The following is a 17635-nucleotide window of genomic DNA, read 5'->3' as shown; positions in this document are numbered from 1 at the left end:
CACCTGTCCGGAAGCGGGGCCAGCGAACATGACCCACTACAAGAGCAACCTTCGGGATCTTGAGTTCAACCTGTTCGAGGTCTTCGGGGCGGACCGGGCGTTCGGCCAGGAGCCGTACACGGACCTGGACGTCGACACCGCCCGCAGCTTCCTCTCCGAGGTCGACCGCCTGGCCCGCGAGGACCTCGCGGCCAGCTACCTGGACAGCGACCGCAATCCCCCGGTCTTCGACCCGGCGACGCACACCGCGCCGCTGCCGGAGTCGTTCAAGAAGTCGTACCAGGCGTTCATGGACTCCGAGTTCTGGCGGCTGGACCTCCCCGAGGACCTGGGCGGCACCAACGCCCCGCGCGCCCTCTGGTGGTCGCTCGCCGAACTGGTCCTCGGCGCCAACGCGCCGGTCTGGATGTACTCCTCCGGCCCCTCCTTCGCCCACGTGCTGCACGTCGAGGGCACCGAGGACCAGAAGAAGTGGGCCAAGCTCTTCATCGACAAGCAGTGGGGCTCCACGATGGTGCTCACCGAGCCGGATGCCGGCTCGGACGTCGGCGCCGGCCGCACCCGCGCTGTCCAGCAGCCGGACGGCTCCTGGCACATCGAGGGCGTGAAGCGCTTCATCACCTCCGGTGAGCACGACTTGAGCGACAACATCGTGCACTACGTGCTGGCCCGACCGGTCGGCGTCGAGGGCGTCGGTGGTCCGGGCACCAAGGGGCTGTCCCTCTTCGTCGTGCCGAAGTTCCACTTCGACGCCGAGACCGGTGAGCTGGGCGAGCGCAACGGCGTCTACGCCACCAACGTCGAGCACAAGATGGGCATCAAGGTCTCCAACACCTGCGAGCTGACCTTCGGCGAGCACGGCGTACCGGCCAAGGGCTGGCTGCTGGGCGGGAAGCACGACGGCATCCGGCAGATGTTCATGATCATCGAGTACGCCCGGATGATGGTCGGCACGAAGGCGATCGCCACCCTCTCCACCGGCTACCTCAACGCCCTGGACTACGCGAAGAACCGGGTGCAGGGCGCCGACCTGATCCAGCAGGCCGACAAGACCGCGCCCCGGGTCACCATCACCCACCACCCGGACGTCCGTCGTTCGCTGCTGATGCAGAAGTCGTACGCCGAGGGGCTGCGGGCGCTGGTCTGCTACACCGCCACCTGGCAGGACAGGATCGCGATCACCGGGGCGGCCGGCGACGAACCGGCCACCAAGCTGGCCAAGCGGGTCAACGACCTGCTCCTGCCGCTGGTCAAGGGCGTCGGGTCGGAGCGGGCGTACGAGCTGCTCGGTCACGAGGCGCTCCAGACGTACGGTGGCTCCGGCTTCCTCCAGGACTACCCGCTGGAGCAGTACGTCCGGGACGCCAAGATCGACACCCTGTACGAGGGCACCACCGCGATCCAGAGCCTCGACCTGATCTTCCGGAAGATCGTCCGGGACAACGGCAAGGCCCTGACCACCGTCGCCGGTGAGATCCAGGAGTTCATCAGCACCGAGGCCGGTAACGGGCAGCTCAAGGAGGAGCGGCAGGCGCTCGGCCGGGCGCTCGCCGAGATCCAGCACATCCTCGGCGTGCTGACCGGCTGGCTCGGCGAGGCCCAGGCCGGTGACACCCGCAGCCTCTACAAGGTCGGCCTGAGCAGCCGTCGTTTCCTGCTCGCCCTCGGCGACCTGGTCGTCGGCTGGCTGCTCCAGAAGCAGGCCGACGTGGCGCTGAAGGTGCTGGCCGGCGAGGTGTCCCCTGCCGACCGGGCGTTCTACACCGGCAAGGTGGCCGCCGCCCGGTTCTTCGCCCGCGAGGTGCTGCCCCGCATCGGCGCCGACCGGCGGATCATCGAGGGCGCCGACCTGGACATCATGGACCTCCCGGAGGAGGCGTTCTGATCCGCAGCCCGAGGGTGTGACCCGCAATGGGGCCGATACCGCGCTGTCCGATCGTCCGGATGCCGCGGTATCGGCCCCGTTGAGTTGATCACCCTGCGCTTGATGCCACGGTATCGGCCCCACAGCGTTGTTCATGTGCGCTGATGCCGAGGCGTCCGCCCCGTTGAGCTGGTCGTGGCTGTCCGGTGGCCGGCCGCCGCGCGCCGCCGGGATGGCCTCCCACTGCCGCCGAGCCGATGGCCGACGACCGGCGGGTCGTGGCGGCGTAGGCCGGCGCGGGAGGCCGGACGGAGCGGGATTCGCCGGGTCCGATCCGGTAGGCGGGCCGCTGGGCGGGTAACCCGCGCGGACCACGGGCACGCCCAACGGCCATCGCACGGGGGAGTGCAGCGCACATGGGTATTGGTAGCGGCATCTTTCTCATCGCGCTCGGCGCGATCATGACGTTCGCCATCCGGGCCAACGTCTGGTGGATCGACCTGCGCGCGGTCGGCTGGGTGTTCATCCTGGCCGGGCTGGCCGTGCTGCTCACCACGCTGTGGTTCTGGCAGGACCGGCGCAAGCGCGCGCGCACGCTCATCGTGGAGGAGAACCGGCTCTCCCACCCGACCGCGATGATGCCCCCGCCGCCCGACCCGCCGCCGCCCACCGCACCCCCGTCCTGACCGGCTCGCTGGCCGCCGGGGTCAGCCGCGTGCGGTGTGCCGGTCGACGATCGGGGTGCCGCCGGGGGCCAGTTCCGCCCACGGCACCGCCGCCCGGTGCACCACGAGATCGGTGGTACGCAGCCCCTCCCGGTCGGCCCGTTCCGGGTCGAGGAGCGCCGAGAGCAGCGAGATGCCCGGATTGTGGGCGACGAGCAGCACCGTGCGGGCCTCCGGTTCGACCGTCCGTACCAGGTCGAGCAGGTCGTCCGGGTGCGCCTCGTACGCGGCGGCGGCGTACCGCACCACCGGAGCCGTCCCCGCCGGGCCACCCTCCGGCGCGGACCCGGTCAGACCCAGCGCCACGTCGTGCCAGGTCTGCCTGGTCCGGCGGGCCGCCGAACAGACCACCACGTCGGGGAGCAGGGCCTGCCGGGCCAGCCAGGCACCGGCGGCAGCGGCGTCGGCGTGCCCTCGTGCGGTCAGCCGCCGCTCGACGTCGGGGCCGGTCCCGGGTTGTTCGGCCTTGGCGTGTCGCAGCAGCACCAGTGTCCGTGTCTCGGCCCCACCGTCCGTCATTCCCACAGCTTGCCTGATTGGCGCGCGTGTCGCCTGGGTATGTCGATGGGGCCACTCGCCCATCGATGCCCTCGATGGCCGTGGCGGGTGGGTAACGCCAGCTGACAGCCAAGGAGGCTACGTCATGGGCATCGGTGCCAGCATCTTCCTCATCGCGGTGGGTGCGATCTTCGCGTTCGCCGTCGACGCCGATCTGGGATGGCTCAACCTCGACGTGGTCGGCTGGGTGCTGATGCTCGCCGGTCTCGTCGGGCTGCTGACCACCCTCTACTTCTGGAACAGCCGCCGCCGCGCCGTGGTCACCACCGGAGTGCGTCAGGACCAGGTCGTCGCCGACCGGGTCGTGCCGGTGCAGGGCGACCGGGTGGTGCGTGAGGAGTACCGCGAGTCGCGCGGCCCGGGTTACCCGGTCTGACCGCGACCCAGGAACTCGGGGGCCCCGCAACGGCGCGGGGCCCCCGAACCTCTCCTGCCGGGGGCCGCGCCGGGATTCAGGAGAAGACGGCGAAGTAGATCGCGATGTGGTGGCAGAGGGCGGCGACCAGGGTGCAGGCGTGGAAGAACTCGTGGTGGCCGAAGACGGTGGGCCACGGGTTCGGTCGACGCAGCGCGTAGCAGACCGCGCCGATGCTGTAGATCGCTCCACCGGCGGCGAGCAGCACCAGCACGGTGACCCCGCCCCGGTGCAGGATCTGCGGGAGGATCGCCACCGACACCCAGCCGAGGGCCAGGTAGAGCGGGGCGGAGACCCAGCGCGGGGCGTGCGGCCAGATCAGCTTGACGGCCACGCCGGCCAGCGCCCCGCCCCAGACCAGGCCGAGCATCAGGGCGGCCGTCCGCCTGTCGAGCAGGAGCACACAGAGCGGGGTGTACGAGCCGGCGATGAACACGAAGATCATCGAGTGGTCCATCCGGCGCATGATCTGGTAGCCGCGCTCCGACCACACCCGGCGGTGGTAGAGGGCGCTGGTGCCGAAGAGACCGCACACGGTCACGCTGTAGATCAGGCAGCTCACCAGGGGGGCCCAGCCGGGGCGGGTGGCCGCGACGGCGCAGAGCACGATGCCGCAGACGAGCGCCACGAAGAACGCGTAGGTGTGCAGCCAGCCGCGCATCCGGGGCTTACCGATGTCGACCGGCTTGAGTCGAAGCGGTGCGGAGGTGGTCACGCAATCAGGTTACGGCACCGTAGGTTACTTTCAGGTAGTGCGACCCGTCACCACACCTGTCGAGTCCATCGCCCCTGGACGGCGCATCGATCGGGGAGTATGGCGGGATGCGGATGCGACCCGTGGGCCGGCACGCCCTGCTGCTGGACTGTGACGACCCCGGCCAGGTGGAGCAGTGGCGGGCCGAGCTGTGGCGTCGCCGGGCGGTCGGTGAGCTGAGCGCCGCCGAGATCGTCCCGGCCGCCGGCACCGTCCTGCTCGACGGGGTGCCCGACCCGGAGTCGACGGCCGCCCGGATCACCGGCTGGACCCCCGAGCCGGTCACCACCACGGCCACCGTCGCCACCGTCGACGTCCCCACCGTGTACGACGGGGAAGACCTCCCCCTGGTCGCCGACCACTGGCGGCTGACCGTGCCCCAGGTGGTGCAGCGCCTGGAAAGCACCGAGTTCCGGGTGGCGTTCTGCGGCTTCGCCCCCGGTTTCGGCTATCTGACCGGTCTGCCCCCGCAGTACGCGGTGCCCCGGCTGCCCACCCCGCGCCCCCGGGTGCCGGCCGGCTCGGTGGCCCTGGCCGGGCCGTACGCGGGGATCTACCCGACCGCCTCGCCGGGCGGTTGGCTGCTGGTGGGGCGGACCACGCTGACCCTCTTCGACGTGGCCGCCGACCCGCCGGCAACCCTCACCCCCGGCACCCGGGTCCGGCTGGTGACCGGGTGACCGGGGAGGGGACCGGGACCCGCCGGGCGGGGCAGCCACCCGGGCCGACCGGTGGGGTGATCGAGGTGCGGCGGGCGGGACCGCTTACCACGGTGCAGGATCTGGGGCGGTTCGGATGGGCGCACCTCGGCGTACCCCGGTCGGGGGCGCTCGATCCGGCGGCGCTGGCGCTGGCCAACCGGCTGGTCGGCAATCCGGCGGACGCCGCCGGATTGGAGCTGACCCTCGGCGGGTGTGAGCTGCGGCTGACCCGGGCCGGCACAGTGGCGGTGACCGGGGCCGACGTCGACCTACGGGTGGACCACCGCCCCGGTGACGTGGGTCGGCCGCTGGCGGTGCCGGCGGGGGCGGTGCTGCGGATCGGGTCGCCCCGGCACGGGTTGCGCAACTGGCTCGCGGTCGACGGCGGGATCGCCGTCGCGCCGGTGCTCGGCAGCCGGTCCACCGACACCCTCTCCGGCCTCGGTCCGCCTCCGGTACGCGACGGCGACCTGCTCCCGCTCGGCCCGTCGGCCGGTCCACCCGCGCCGGTGGACTTCACCGTCGCCCGGCCGGTGCCGGACGAGCTGTGGCTGACCCTGCGCCCCGGCCCGCGCGCCGACTGGTTCACCGCCGACGCGCTGACGTTGCTGCGCGGCACGGCGTACACGGTGAGTCCGGTGAGTGACCGGGTCGGTGCGCGACTGGTCGGCGCGGCGCTGCCCCGTGCGGTGGCCGGTGAGCTGCCCAGTGAGGGCGTGGTGCTCGGCGCGGTGCAGGTGCCTGCCGACGGCCAACCGTTGATCTTCCTGGCCGACCACCCGACCACCGGCGGCTACCCGGTGATCGGGGTGGTGGACGACGTGACCGGGCTCGCGCAGGCCCGACCGGGGACTACGGTGAGGTTCCATGGACCTCAACGCTGACCTCGGCGAGGGATTCGGCATCTGGCGGCTCGGCGACGACGAGGCGCTGCTCGACCTGGTCACCTCCGCCAACGTGGCCTGCGGCTTCCACGGCGGCGACCCGTCGACCATGCGGCGGGTCTGCGCCGCCGCCGTCGAACGCGGCGTCGCGGTCGGCGCGCAGGTCGGCTACCGCGACCTGGCCGGCTTCGGCCGCCGGCACATCGCGTACGGCTTCGACGAGCTACGCGACGACGTCACCTACCAGCTCGGAGCGCTCGACGCGTTCTGCCGGCCGTCCCGCACCCGGGTCCGCTACCTCAAACCGCACGGCGCGCTCTACCACGCGGCGGCCACCGACGAGGTGCAGGCCGCCGCCCTGGTCGCGGCGGTCAGCGGGTACGACCACGAGCTGCCGATCCTGTGCGCCCCCGGCTCCACCCTCGCCCAGCTCGCCGTCGGCGCGGGACTGCGGGTGGTCGCCGAGGGCTTCGCCGACCGGGGTTACCTGCCCAACGGCGCGCTGGTGCCGCGTACCGCACCGGGCGCGCTGGTCACCGACCCGGAGGAGGTGGCCGTCCGGGCGGTGCGGATGGCCACCGAGCGGACGGTGGTGGCGGTCGACGGGACCGTGGTGCCGTGCCCGGTCAGCTCGATCTGCCTGCACGGGGACAGCCCCGGCGCGGTCGCCTCGGCCGCCCTGGTGCGGGCCGCGCTGATCGACGCCGGGGTCACCCCCATCCCGTTCGCCTGACCGCTGCCGGCCGCTGCCTGCGCGGGTGACCGGGCCTCAGGTGTCCAGGCCGCGCAGCACCAGCGGCACGCGGGTCGCGCCGTGGTCGACGACCCGCACCGGGACGCCCCAGTCCTGCCGGGTCAGGTGGCAGGCGGCGTGTTCGACGTCGGCGTCGCAGGTGGCGGCCTGGGCGGTCACCTGGAGCACCCCCTGGGGTACGGCCGGGTCGACCACCAGTCGACGGGACAGTTCGGTGCCGGTGCCGGCCCCCTCGACCAGCAGCTCCGGCGGCGAGGCCGAGACGACCAGCCGGGTCGACGGTCCGTACGTCTCGTCCAGCTTCTGCCCCGGGGCCGGCGTGAAGATCACGTCGAGGGTCAGCTCACCGGCGGCGACCTCGGTGGGCCGGCGTTCCAGCCGGTGCCGGGGACCGTCCACCGTGTCCGCCCCGGCGGCGGTCAACGCGCCCGGGGCGAGCCGGGTCAACCGGTGCGCGGCGGACTCCACCACCAGCACCCCGCCGTCGGCGGTGAGCACCAGGTCGCTCGGCTCGGCCAGCCCGTCAGCCACCGTGGCGACCTGGCCGGTCGCCGGGTCGAAGCGGCGTACCGCGCCGTTGTAGGTGTCGGCGATCAGCACCGAACCGTCGGGCAGCGCGCACACCCCCAGCGGATGCTGGAGCAACGCCCGGTCGGCCGGCCCGTCCACGTGCCCGAAGTCGAACAGCCCCTGCCCGACGGCGGTGCCGAGGACGCCGTCCTGCACGAAGCGGATGGCGCTGGTCTCGCTGTCGGCGACCCAGAGCCGCGTGCCGTCGGCCGAGACGGACAGGCCGGACGGCTGGGCCAGCCACGCCTCGGTCAGCGGGCCGTCGCGCAGGGCCTCGACGGTGGTGCCCGCCCACATGCCGGCGGTCCGCTTGATCGGGTCGAACCACCAGAGCTGGTGGATGCCGGCCATCGCCACGATGACCTTGTCGTCGTACCAGGCCAGGTCCCAGGGGGAGGAGAGGTCGACGGAGAGCGCGTCGTGGGCGTGGTCGTCGACAGTGGAGCGCCACTGCCGGCCGGTGCCGGCGACAGTGGTCACCTCGCCGGTGTCCAGGCGTACGCCGCGCAGCAGGTGGTTGACGGTGTCGGCGACCAGCAGGTCGTAGCCGGCCACCTCGGCGACGTGCGGGGGCAGCAGGCAGAGCCCCTGCGGCTCGGCGAAGCCCGCCGAGGCGGCCGGCCCGTCGACCCGACCCCGCTCACCGGAGCCGATTCGCCGGATCAGCGTCTCGCCGTCGGGGGCCAGCTCGACCAGGCTGTGCCGGGCCGAGTCGGAGACCAGCAGGCTTCCGCCGTCGCGCAGCACGGCCTTGCCGGGGAAGCGCAGCGTCGTCTCCGCATGTGTCGGCGGCACGTACGGGCCGTCGCCCCGGTGCAGGGTGCCCTTGGCCTGGTGGGTGGCGATCAGGTCGTCGACCAGCCGGATCAGCCCCTCGGCGTGTCCCTCGCCGGCCATCGTGGCGACCACGTACCCCTCCGGGTCGACCACCGCCAGGGTGGGCCACGCCTTCGCCGCGTACTGCTGCCACATGTCCAGCTCGGGGTCGTCGAGCACCGGGTGGTGCACGCCGTACCGCTCGACGGCGGCTGCCAACGCATCCGGGTCCTTCTCGTGCTCGAACTTCGGCGAGTGCACCCCGACGACGACCAGCACGTCGGCGTACTTCTCCTCAAGCGGGCGCAACTCGTCGATGACGTGCAGGCAGTTGATGCAGCAGAAGGTCCAGAAGTCGAGCAGGGTGATCTTCCCCCGCAGGTCGGCGAGCCTCAGCTCCCGCCCACCCGTGTTGAGCCACTGCCTGCCCCGCAGTTCGGGGGCCCGTACGCGCGGTGTCGTTCCCATGCCTGTCAGCCTGCCACGTCGCTCGTGGCCGGGCCGCGCATCGTGACCCGGACGACGGTCGCCGTCGTCAGTGGGTCAGGTCGACGGTGACGGTGACCCGGCCCCGGTCGTCCCGGCGGGCCACCGCGTGCCCGGCCCGGTCGACCCCATCGAGGTTCACAGAGATCGGGCCGCCCGCGCCCAGGAAGTTCCGCCACCACTGCTTGGCGTCGGGCATCGCGACCTGGATGACCACCGCATCGCCGGCCCGTCGGTACGCGACCGGCGTGCTGAACGTCCGCCCGGAACGGCGACCGGTGTAGGTAACCACGGCCAGGTGCCGCCGGAGGAACCGCCCCCAGCGTGGCGACGACCGCAGCGCCATGACCCGGGCGTTGAACGTCCGCGCGAACCCCGAGGGGAACGATCCTCGATGACCCATCCGGGCCCTCCGTCGTCGATAGGAAAGCTCTACGCCGACCGTAACACCGACCGGTCCCCGGGAACGTGAGCGAGAGCCGCGACTACCGGCGACATGGGGCCGGGGAGTGATACCGGCGTACATCGGTATGCCTGTCAGTCATATTTATGCCTGTCAGGCATACCGCTCTCCGGACACGGTGTGGGCCGCCGCCGCGCTGCGAGGGGCGAGGTGTGGGTCGCCGCCGCGCCCGCCAGGGACATGGTGTGGGTCGCCGCCGCCGTGCGGGAGGGGCAGCGGTCACGACGGAGCCGCGCGGGAGGGGTCCGACCCTGCCCGCGCGGCCTCAACAGCTGGTCAGCAGGGGCCGACCATCGTCTTCACGTCGTAGGCGGTGTCGACCCAGGTGTCGGCCACGTAGCCGGTCACGCCCGTCGCCGGGTTGGTGATCCGGTCCCAGGTGGACGACGGCCAGTAGCCGCCGCTGACGTACTCGCCGAAGGTGTAGCAGGAGATGTTCACCGTGGCGCCGTAGTTGACGGAGCCGGCGACGCCGTAGGTGGTGCCCGGCCCGGTACGGATGTTGAGTGACGGGTTGGCCAGGATCGTGCCGGTCACGCCGGCCGGCGGATCGCCGCCGCCGAGGCGGGCCACGGCGGCCTGCGCGGCGGACAGGTAACCGGCGTACGCGCCGTTCTTGTACGTCGACCAGGGCTGCCAGTTGCTGCCGCCGCTGGAGATGCTGTACGCGGCGTTGGCGTTGCACTGGGCGTTGTAGGCGCAGGTGTCGGTGACGGTGGGGTGGTAGCAGTTGTTGATCTGCCACAGCCCGCGGTCCCGGGAGCCGCTGGGGCAGCCGGCGGTGGGGCCGTTGGTGCCGACCGCCGACGGGTTGCAGGAGGACTCGGCCATCGCCACCGCCACGGCGGATACCAGCGGGTTGTTCCGGAACCCGGCGGCGTACCCGACCTGCGCACACAGGTCGATGCCGGTGGCGGCCAGGCTGACCCGGCCAGCCTTCGCGCCGGTGGCCGGACCGCCGACGCTGGCGGGCTGAGCCTGGTCACCCGGCCGGGTAGCGGTCTTGGCCTGGTCGGCGGGGCGGGGGGCCGGCGCAGCCTGCTCGGTGGGGCGCTGCGCCGAGGCGGAGCGGGCGGCGGTGGAGGGTGCGGCGGTGGCGGGGGTGGGCACGGTGCTGACGCCGACGACGGCGACCAGTGCCAGGCCGAGGGCCAGTCGCACCCGGCGACCGTGCCGGAGTGCGGGGAGCGGAAGGGGGAGATGCATCGTGGTCCTTTCGGCGGACGACCAGGGGGAGTCGGGCCGGGTGGGGGCGTCAGCGCCCGGTCCACTCCGGGTCGGCGTAGGACCAGCCGAGGTACGGCGCACCGGGCCAGCTCTGCGTGACGCGGCGGACGGTGGCCGCCGAGGTGATGTAGTTGCCGTTGCCCTCGGAGAGCATCACGTGGCCGTAGTACCCGTTGATCGACGCTGCGGCGTAGAAGACCAGTGCGCCGGCCGGCGGGGTGCCCGTGGTGCGGATCAGGCCGCGCGCGCTCAGCGAGTTGTAGTGCACGATGGCGGACGCGTAGCCGCTGGCGGCCCGGCCGTAGGCGTGCCCGACGAAGTTGTCGCACCAGCCGTCCCACTGGTGGTTGGAGTCGCCCAGGTCCCCGTTGGTGTACGCCTGGCCGATGACCGACCGCGCCCAGGCCAGCGCGCGGTCTTCCCGGGTGCCGGTGGGCGGCGGGGTGGTGGAGCACTCCGGCTCACCGGGCAGGTACTGGTTGAACCCCGGCGTGTTGGTGTAGAAGTCGCTGATCCAGCCGCTGGCCGGGTAGCTGATCTTGTGCCAGACGGAGTTGCCGGAGATGTTGCGCCCGCGTACCGCGCACTCGGCGACGAACCCGGTGCCGTCGCCGAGCAGCGCCACCGAGCCGGCGTTCGCGTCGTACGGGCTGGTGCGCACCGTCAGGCCGGCGCCGCCCGTACCGGCCACGCTGTAGCCGCTGATGCCGGCGAACGACGGCGAGGCCGTGCCCACCAGGACCAACGCGGTGACGGCGAAGGCGGCGAGGACCCGGCCGACGAGCCTCGACCGTCCTCGATGGGGCGTCGCGCCCGGGGCGTTCGTACCGTTCGGCTGGTACACGCGGTTCTCCTGTCGAGAGTTCGGCACCGCCCCGGGATCGGGGCGGTGTAGCCGCCGGATGGTGACTCGTACGGTCCGATATCCCCGGGGCGAACGTCGATTTCGAACCGTTCGGATGCGTGTCGGACCCGACACAACCCGTGAGATCATATTCGCCGGTACCTATCCAGCGGGTGGCTGCTGCCGGGTCGATCCTGTCCCGGCACCCGCTTGTAAAGCACTGGCCTGACGGACGTTGACACCAGGGTTTACGCGCAGGGGAGGGCCCATGACGGGTCGAAGCGGACGGCTCGGCGAGCAGGTGCCCGGCGATGCCCGTCGCGACGAAGGCGATGCCCGTCGCGACGAAGGCGATGCCCGCCGCGACGAAGGCGATGCCCGGCATCACGAAGGCGAGGCCCTACACCGCGAATTCGTCGCCGATCTCGCCCGACTGCGGCGCGACGCCGGGCAACCGTCGCTGCGGAAGATGTCCTCGACCGCCCACTACTCGCACACCGCCCTGGCGAGCGTGCTGTCCGGCTCCCGGTTCCCGTCGCTGGAACTGACCATGGCGTTCGTCCGGGCCTGCGGTGGCGACGAGGCGACCTGGCGAGCCCGCTGGCACCGGGAGTCCGCGCCGAGCCAGGAGACCGGGTCGGCCACCCCCCGACCCGCCTCGGAGCAGCCGGCGTCGGGCCAACCGGCGTCGGAGCAACCGCTGTCGGGCCAACCGCTGTCGGGCCAACCGCTGTCAGGACAATCGACGTCGGCACGGCGATCGGCGGTGTCCCGGTGGGCGCTGGTCGCGACGGCGGGGCTGACGGTGCTCGTCGCCGGTTCGGTCGTTCCCCTGCTTGCCGACTCGGGTTCCCGGCCGGGCCGGCAGTCGGACCGACCGGCGGACGCGTCGACCCCGGCATCCACGACCGCCGCCGCTCCCGCCGCCGACGGGGCGGATCCGCAGGAGGAACGCTGCCAGGTCGACGCGGTCAGTGCGGAGACCGTCCCTGTCCCGGACCCTGACCCGAAACAGCCGCCGTACGGGAGCCTGACGCTGCGCTACTCGCCGCGCTGCCGGGCGGCCTGGCCGCTCTTCGTCTCCACCGAGCGGGTGCCGACCGGGGCGACCATCCGGCTCTCCGCCGCCCGCCCGTCCGACGGGGCGGTCAGCCGGTTCGACTACCCGTTCATGGTCAAACGTCAGGTGTACAGCGTGTTCGGCAACGTGCTGCGGACCACCGAAGGCTGTGTGTCGGTCACTGTCGACGTCACCGCCGCGGACAACCGCAACCTGCTGGCGAGCGCCCGGACCCCCTGCGTACGCCTCGGTGCCCGGACATGACACTGCCCTCCGCGCCAGCGCGGAGGGCAGTAATGGTCCGGTCGGTCAGACGTGCTGGGTCTCGGTCGTCGAGGGGTGCAGTTCGGCGGTGGTCTCCGTGACGAACCGGCCGGTGCTCGCGCTGCGGTGGACCTCGTGCTCCCCGTCGCTCCCGACCTGCTCGGTGGTCGTGTGCCGAGGGTCCCGCTCGGTGGTGCTCTCCCTGACGAACCGACCGCTGCGAGCGCTGCGGTTGACCTCGTTCTCGGCGCCTGCCATGGGGTGACCTCCTCGGGTGACGTCAGTGTGCTCTCTAGACTGCCCACTTCGGAGAACCCGAAACGCAGGCGGCGGGGGCACGGTCGACCGTGCCCCCGCCGACGGTGCGCGCTACTGGCCGGCCGGCTTCAGGCAGAGCACCCGGTCGACTCCACCGCCCGGCAGCACCACGTGCGGCTGGGCGGGGTCGGTGCACTTCTCCTTGGCGTCCACCTTGGAGATGACCGTGAACGCGCCCGGTTCACTGCAGCCCGCCGCGCTCGCGCCGTTGCCGGACTGCTTGACGCAGGAGCCGACGGCCGGGTTGAAGGGGGCCGGCTTGTCGTCCGCACCGATCTTGCCGAGGAGCATCAGCAGGCCCAGCGGGACGGCCAGGATCAGCACCGCCACGATCAGCACCAGGGCGAGCACCCGCCCGTTGCGTACCTTGGGCGTGGGCTGTTCTTCGGCCTTCTGCTCCGGCTCCGGTTCCGGCTTGAACGCGTCGAAACGCCCCTGCCCCTGCTCCTGCTCGGGCTCGGCCGGCCAACCGGCGGGGCCGGCCTGCTGCCCGGCCGGTGCGAACTGCTGACCCGCAGGCGGGAACTGCTGCCCGGTGGGCGGGAACGGCGACGCGTAGCCGCCGTGCGCCGGGTCGTGCGCCGGGTGGCCGTATCCCGGCACGGGTGCGGCACCGGACGGGGCGCCACTGGTCGGGCCGCCACTGGTCGGGCGGGTGCCGAACGGCTCGGCCGGCCGGTCCGCCGGTCCGTGCGGCCGGGTGCCGTTCATCGGCCGGTTGCTGCCGGCCGGGTCGGCGAAGGCCGGGATGCCCCCACCGAACGCGGGCGGCGCGGACGAGGGCGCCTCGGCACCGAAGCCGTGCGCCCGGTCCTGGTCGTCGAAGCGGGGGCGCTCCGGCTCGTCGAACCGGGGCTGTTCGGGGCCGTCGAAGCGGGGCCGGTCCTGGTCGGCGAAGCGGGGATCGTGCTCGGGGCGGCGGGTGTCGTGCTCCTCCGCCTCGTCCACCGGCTCCGGGCGGGCCGGTCGCCCGTACACCCGGGGTTGCGGAACGGCCGGGCCTCCCGGACGCGCCTCCTGGTCGGACGGCGGAACGACCCGGCTGGCCATCGGCACCGAGGCGCTGGCGGAGGCCCGGCCGACGGCACCGGACTCCCCTCCGTCGGCCGTCGGCACCGAGGCGCGACCGGCGCTCTCGGACTCGGGGGAGAGCCGCTGGGCGGGCAGCGCCGGCCCGGCCGGCAGTTGCGGCTGCTCCACCGCGCCCCACGAGGCCGCCTCCCGGCCGTGCGGCTGCTGCTCGACGGGACCACCGAACTGGGCGGGCGGGACGTAATCGGCCGGTGGTGCGGCAGCCAGGCTGGCCCCGGGGACGCGCTGCTCCTGCGGCGGGAGCGGCACCGCGTTGGCCGGTGAGATGCCGGGGGCCGGCCCCGGCTGGTAGATCGGCTGGTCCTCGCCGCGCCGGGGCTCCCAGGCCCCCTCGGTGGGCTGGGCGGTCGGCTCGGCGCGGCCCCACGCCTGCTCGGGCGCCCACGGCTCGGCGTCCGGCAGGGCCGGGCGTGCGGCACCCGCCCACGGCGTCGGGTTGTGGTCGTCGGCGGCACCGGCCCAGGCGGGCGGGCCGTCCGGCGTGGCGACCGACGCGGCAGCCCGGGCAGGCTGCTCCGGTGCCGTCCAGGTCGCACCCGACTCCGGGCGGTCCTCCCGGGACGGTGCGGCGGCTGTGCCGCGGGGACCGGCCTGCGCCGGCCATTCCTGGCCCGACGCCGGATCGTCCTGGTGCTGCTGCTCGGGGCGGGCCGGAGCCCCGCCCGGCCAGGCATCGACGGCTGGCTGCTCGCGCCGACCCTCCCAACGGGCCGTGGCGGGCTCGTCCGGCGCCCCCCACTGTGGCTGCCGGTCGTCCTGCGATCCGTTCGGCCAGTCACCGGAGCGGTCGGCGTCGTCCGGGCCGGGCCGGTTGGCGGACCAGCCGCCGGAGCGGGCCGGGTCGTCCTCGGTGGACCAACGGTCGGTGACCGGAGCGCTGGCCGGCGGCACCTGGGCGCCCCCGTGGCCGCCGGACTCCGGCTGCGGCCAGGCCACCGTTGCCGGGTTCGCGGGCTGCGGCTGGGCGGGTACGGGTACCGAGGCCCGACCGGCGGGGCGGTGCGTCTCGTCGGGGTGGGACGGAGCACCGGCGGCCCAGCCACCGGAGGTGCCCGGCGCGTCCTGGGGGTTGGCCGGCCAGCCGTCCCGCGCCGGTTCGGTCTCGGCCCGGTCGTCGGCGGGCCAGCCGTTACCGCGGGCCTGGTCGGCCCGGTCGTCGGCCGGCCAGCCGCCGGAGCGGGTCGGCTCGTCCTGCTGGGGTGCGGGTGCGGTGCCCCAACTGCTGGCGCCGGGGGTTTCCTGCTGCGCGGCGTCCTGACCAGGCCAGCCGGTGGGAGCGGGCGGAGCCGGATCGGCCGGAGTGGACCAACCACCACCGGCCGGGTTGTCGGGCTGCGGCACCCGGGCCGCCCCGCGGACGCCTGCCTCGGGTTGTGCCCAGGCCGGGGCGGGTTGCTCGGCCTGGGCCCAGCCGGGCGGGCTCCACGCCTCGGTCGGCTCGGACTGCTGGGGAACCTGCGGGCCACCCCAGGCCGCCGGCTGGTCCGGGGTGGACCAGGACGGGCCGGTCGGATTGGCCCGTCCGGTGGGGGGCGGTGGCGCCCAGCCGAGGTCGGGTGTGGCGGGAGTGCCGTACCCGGGGTCCTGCTGCGGCTGTCGGTCGCCGTACGGCGCCGGTCCACCGGAGCCCGGCGGCACCTCGTCCGGCTCCTGGCCGGGGCGGTGCTGGCCCTCGGACGTCATGGGTGCGCCTCCTCCATCACATGTCGGCCGCCGATGCCGTCCGTCCGGTCGGCTGCGTCACCGGTGCCCGGCCGATTCGGCCGTGCGGGCTCCCCGCACGGTAGCCGGTTCGCGCGCGGGGCACCCAGGGAGCACCGGCCGTCACTCCGCGTCGCCGGACGGTGTCGATCGGCATCCATCCGGCGCGATCGGTGTCCAGGTCGGCGGGTGGCGACCGGAACCACCGTACCGGGCGTCGTGGCGAGGTGGAATCCCGGTCTCGACGGGCCCGAAACGCCGAACGACCCGCCCGGGGCCGGGCGGGTCATCGATCTGGGGGAGGTGGGAGAGTCGCTGCCGCATCAGCTCATGTGACGCTGGGCGATCGCGAGGATCTCCTCGCGGACCGCCGGCGAGTTGGCGGAACGCAGTGCGTGCTCGATGGCACGGGCCCGACGGTTGGCGTCACGACGGGTGCGGATTCGCTCGATCATGCTCATGGTGTGTCTCTCTTCCGGCTATTCGGTTGTCAGCCCCTGATGACTCCATTGAACACCAACCGATCGCCGCCTGCCATCGATTGTTAGGTGAGCTGAGACACCCGCCTAAGGATCGTAGGTCAAGGAGGGATCTAGGCCACTGTTTCTTCCCTGGATGGCAACGGCCGGTGTGTCAGGAGTTCACCCTGGGCACACCGGCCGTCGCCGCACGTCGCGTGATCAGGTCCAGGCGAGCAGGGCCGCCTCCGGGTCGGCGAGGAAGTCGCCGATGTCGCGCAGGAACTTCGATCCCAGCTCGCCGTCGACGATCCGGTGATCGAAGGAGAGCCCCAGCGTGGTCACCTGGCGTGGCTTGACCTTGCCCTTGTGTACCCAGGGCAGTTCGCGGACCGCGCCGAAGGCCAGGATCGCCGCCTCCCCGGGGGGAAGGATCGGGGTGCCGGTGTCGACTCCGAAGACCCCGACGTTGGTGATCGTCAACGTACCGCCGGACATGTCCGCCGGGGAGGTCTTCCCCGCCTTGGCCGTCTGCACCAGGCCCGTCATCGCATCTGCCAGCTCACGCAGCGTGAGTCGTCCGGCGTCCTTGATGTTCGGCACGATCAGACCGCGCCCGGTGGCCGCCGCGATGCCCAGGTTGACGTACTCCTTGACGACGATCTCGTCGCCCGCCCAGGTCGAGTTGACCATCGGGTGCCGCTTGACCGCCAGCAGCACCGCCTTGGCGACCAGCAGCAACGGCGAGACCCGGACCTCGCGCCACTCCCGCCGGTCACGCAGCCGGTCGAGCGCCTTCATCGCCCGGGTCACGTCCACTGTCAGGAACTCCGTGACGTGCGGAGCGGTGAACGCCGAGCGGGACATGTTCTCGGCGGTGAGCTTGCGTACCCCCTTGACGGGGATGCGCTGCTCGCGGTCCGCGCCGAAGCTCGCGGCCGCCGTGACCGGTGGGGCCGCCGCCAGCGGCTCGGCCGCCGTCGTGCTCCCGTTCGCCGCCGCGTGTACGTCCTCCCGCGTGATCGACCCGAGCGGACCCGACCCGCTCAGCGTGGCCAGGTCGATCCCGAGATCCTTCGCAAGCTTCCGCACCGGCGGCTTCGCCAGCACCGGCCCGCTCGTACCCGGTCGATCATGGAGGGATGGTGCCTGGCTTGCGGGGGTAGGGGTGATTTTGTCACCCACCACAACTCCATGATCGACGGAGTGGGGAGTCGTGGGGGATTTGCGGGGGCGGCGTTTTGCGGAGGTGGTACGCGGCCCGTAGCCGACCAGGACGGCGGTACGGCCACCGGGGGCGGGACCACCGATCATGCCCGGCTCGACGGCGCCCTCGGCGGGAGCCAGCTCGACTGCGGCCAGCGCGGCGGCCGAGGGGGTGGGCAGGGCGGAGCTGGGGGCGGCGGTGGTGGACTCGGCGATCGGGCCGGCGCCGGGGTCGGTGTCGATCGCGATGATCGGGGTGCCGACCTCGACCGTGCTGCCCTCCGGGTGGAAGATCGACCGCACCTCGCCGGCCCACTTCGCCGGGATCTCGACGGCAGCCTTGGCCGTCTCGACCTCGACGATCGGCTGGTTCAGCTCGATGATGTCGCCCACCTTGACCAGCCAGGCGAGGATCTCGCCCTCGGTCAGGCCCTCACCCAGGTCGGGCAGGTTGAACTCCTTGATCCGGGACATC

General features: G+C 73.0%; 17 protein-coding genes. 7 read left to right on the top strand and 10 right to left on the bottom strand.

Features of this window, described 5'->3' with window-relative positions:
• Positions 1-28: 28 nt before the first annotated feature.
• Together OHQ87_RS24510 and OHQ87_RS24505 are read left to right on the top strand one after the other, a co-directional pair.
• A complete protein-coding gene (locus OHQ87_RS24510) occupies positions 29-1885 on the top strand; it encodes an acyl-CoA dehydrogenase (RefSeq protein WP_328341546.1) in 1857 nt (618 codons plus the stop codon).
• 395 nt (positions 1886-2280) lie between these two features.
• Positions 2281-2550 carry a DUF6458 family protein gene (locus OHQ87_RS24505; protein ID WP_067300694.1) on the top strand — a complete coding sequence of 90 codons (270 nt, stop codon included), beginning with the start codon at positions 2281-2283 and terminating at the stop codon, positions 2548-2550.
• A 21-nt stretch (positions 2551-2571) separates the two neighbouring features.
• Here OHQ87_RS24505 and OHQ87_RS24500 read toward each other — a convergent pair whose 3' ends face one another.
• On the bottom strand, positions 2572-3108 hold the full coding sequence (locus OHQ87_RS24500) for a SixA phosphatase family protein (protein ID WP_328341543.1): 537 nt from the start codon (positions 3106-3108) through the stop codon (positions 2572-2574).
• A 124-nt stretch (positions 3109-3232) separates the two neighbouring features.
• Here OHQ87_RS24500 and OHQ87_RS24495 point away from each other — a divergent pair, with 124 nt between their 5' ends.
• Entirely contained in the window at positions 3233-3523 is a 291-nt protein-coding gene (locus OHQ87_RS24495; protein ID WP_328341541.1) for a DUF6458 family protein, read from the top strand.
• A gap of 76 nt (positions 3524-3599) precedes the next feature.
• Here the strand turns inward: OHQ87_RS24495 and trhA are convergent, their stop codons facing one another.
• Positions 3600-4277 (bottom strand): PAQR family membrane homeostasis protein TrhA, encoded by a 678-nt coding sequence (gene trhA, locus OHQ87_RS24490; RefSeq protein WP_328341539.1) that lies wholly within the window; start codon positions 4275-4277, stop codon positions 3600-3602.
• A gap of 107 nt (positions 4278-4384) precedes the next feature.
• Here trhA and OHQ87_RS24485 point away from each other — a divergent pair, with 107 nt between their 5' ends.
• From OHQ87_RS24485 to OHQ87_RS24475, 3 genes are read left to right on the top strand one after another with little or no spacing between them, the layout of a single operon-like run.
• Positions 4385-4996, top strand: coding sequence for a 5-oxoprolinase subunit B family protein (locus OHQ87_RS24485; RefSeq protein WP_328341537.1), 612 nt, complete (start codon positions 4385-4387; stop codon positions 4994-4996).
• Positions 4993-5901 (top strand): biotin-dependent carboxyltransferase family protein, encoded by a 909-nt coding sequence (locus OHQ87_RS24480; RefSeq protein ID WP_328341535.1) that lies wholly within the window; start codon positions 4993-4995, stop codon positions 5899-5901. Before OHQ87_RS24485 ends, OHQ87_RS24480 begins: the two co-directional genes overlap by 4 nt.
• Positions 5885-6634: a LamB/YcsF family protein gene (locus OHQ87_RS24475; protein WP_328341533.1), complete on the top strand. Its 750-nt coding sequence runs from the start codon at positions 5885-5887 to the stop codon at positions 6632-6634. Before OHQ87_RS24480 ends, OHQ87_RS24475 begins: the two co-directional genes overlap by 17 nt.
• A 36-nt stretch (positions 6635-6670) precedes the next feature.
• On the opposite strand, the gene OHQ87_RS24470 is transcribed toward OHQ87_RS24475, so the two are convergent.
• The 4 genes from OHQ87_RS24470 to OHQ87_RS24455 all read right to left on the bottom strand — a co-directional run bounded on the left by OHQ87_RS24470 (position 6671) and on the right by OHQ87_RS24455 (position 11061).
• Positions 6671-8509, bottom strand: coding sequence for an NHL domain-containing thioredoxin family protein (locus tag OHQ87_RS24470; protein ID WP_328341532.1), 1839 nt, complete (start codon positions 8507-8509; stop codon positions 6671-6673).
• Between the two features lie 67 nt (positions 8510-8576).
• Positions 8577-8930 carry a nitroreductase/quinone reductase family protein gene (locus OHQ87_RS24465; protein ID WP_328341530.1) on the bottom strand — a complete coding sequence of 118 codons (354 nt, stop codon included), beginning with the start codon at positions 8928-8930 and terminating at the stop codon, positions 8577-8579.
• Between the two features lie 336 nt (positions 8931-9266).
• Positions 9267-10151 carry a hypothetical protein gene (locus OHQ87_RS24460; protein WP_328341528.1) on the bottom strand — a complete coding sequence of 295 codons (885 nt, stop codon included), beginning with the start codon at positions 10149-10151 and terminating at the stop codon, positions 9267-9269.
• Between the two features lie 94 nt (positions 10152-10245).
• Positions 10246-11061 (bottom strand): hypothetical protein, encoded by an 816-nt coding sequence (locus OHQ87_RS24455; RefSeq protein WP_328341526.1) that lies wholly within the window; start codon positions 11059-11061, stop codon positions 10246-10248.
• Positions 11062-11329: 268 nt separating this feature from the next.
• Between OHQ87_RS24455 and OHQ87_RS24450 the strand changes: the two genes are divergently transcribed.
• Positions 11330-12385: a DUF2690 domain-containing protein gene (locus OHQ87_RS24450; RefSeq protein WP_328341524.1), complete on the top strand. Its 1056-nt coding sequence runs from the start codon at positions 11330-11332 to the stop codon at positions 12383-12385.
• Positions 12386-12430: 45 nt separating this feature from the next.
• Here the strand turns inward: OHQ87_RS24450 and OHQ87_RS24445 are convergent, their stop codons facing one another.
• From OHQ87_RS24445 to OHQ87_RS24430, 4 genes are all read right to left on the bottom strand, one after another.
• On the bottom strand, positions 12431-12643 hold the full coding sequence (locus OHQ87_RS24445; RefSeq protein WP_328341522.1) for a hypothetical protein: 213 nt from the start codon (positions 12641-12643) through the stop codon (positions 12431-12433).
• A gap of 111 nt (positions 12644-12754) precedes the next feature.
• Positions 12755-15478 (bottom strand): LppU/SCO3897 family protein, encoded by a 2724-nt coding sequence (locus tag OHQ87_RS24440; protein WP_328341520.1) that lies wholly within the window; start codon positions 15476-15478, stop codon positions 12755-12757.
• Positions 15479-15819: 341 nt separating this feature from the next.
• Complete coding sequence (locus OHQ87_RS24435) at positions 15820-15957, bottom strand: hypothetical protein (RefSeq protein WP_168222356.1); 138 nt, start codon at positions 15955-15957, stop codon at positions 15820-15822.
• A 219-nt stretch (positions 15958-16176) separates the two neighbouring features.
• On the bottom strand, positions 16177-17634 hold the full coding sequence (locus OHQ87_RS24430; protein WP_328348981.1) for a dihydrolipoamide acetyltransferase family protein: 1458 nt from the start codon (positions 17632-17634) through the stop codon (positions 16177-16179).
• Position 17635 lies beyond the last annotated feature (1 nt).

The sequence above is a fragment of the Micromonospora sp. NBC_00421 genome, assembly GCF_036017915.1.
Classification (GTDB): Bacteria; Actinomycetota; Actinomycetes; order Mycobacteriales; family Micromonosporaceae; genus Micromonospora.
Note: the sequence above shows the minus strand (reverse complement) of the source record. Positions and strands in the feature narration are given on the sequence as shown.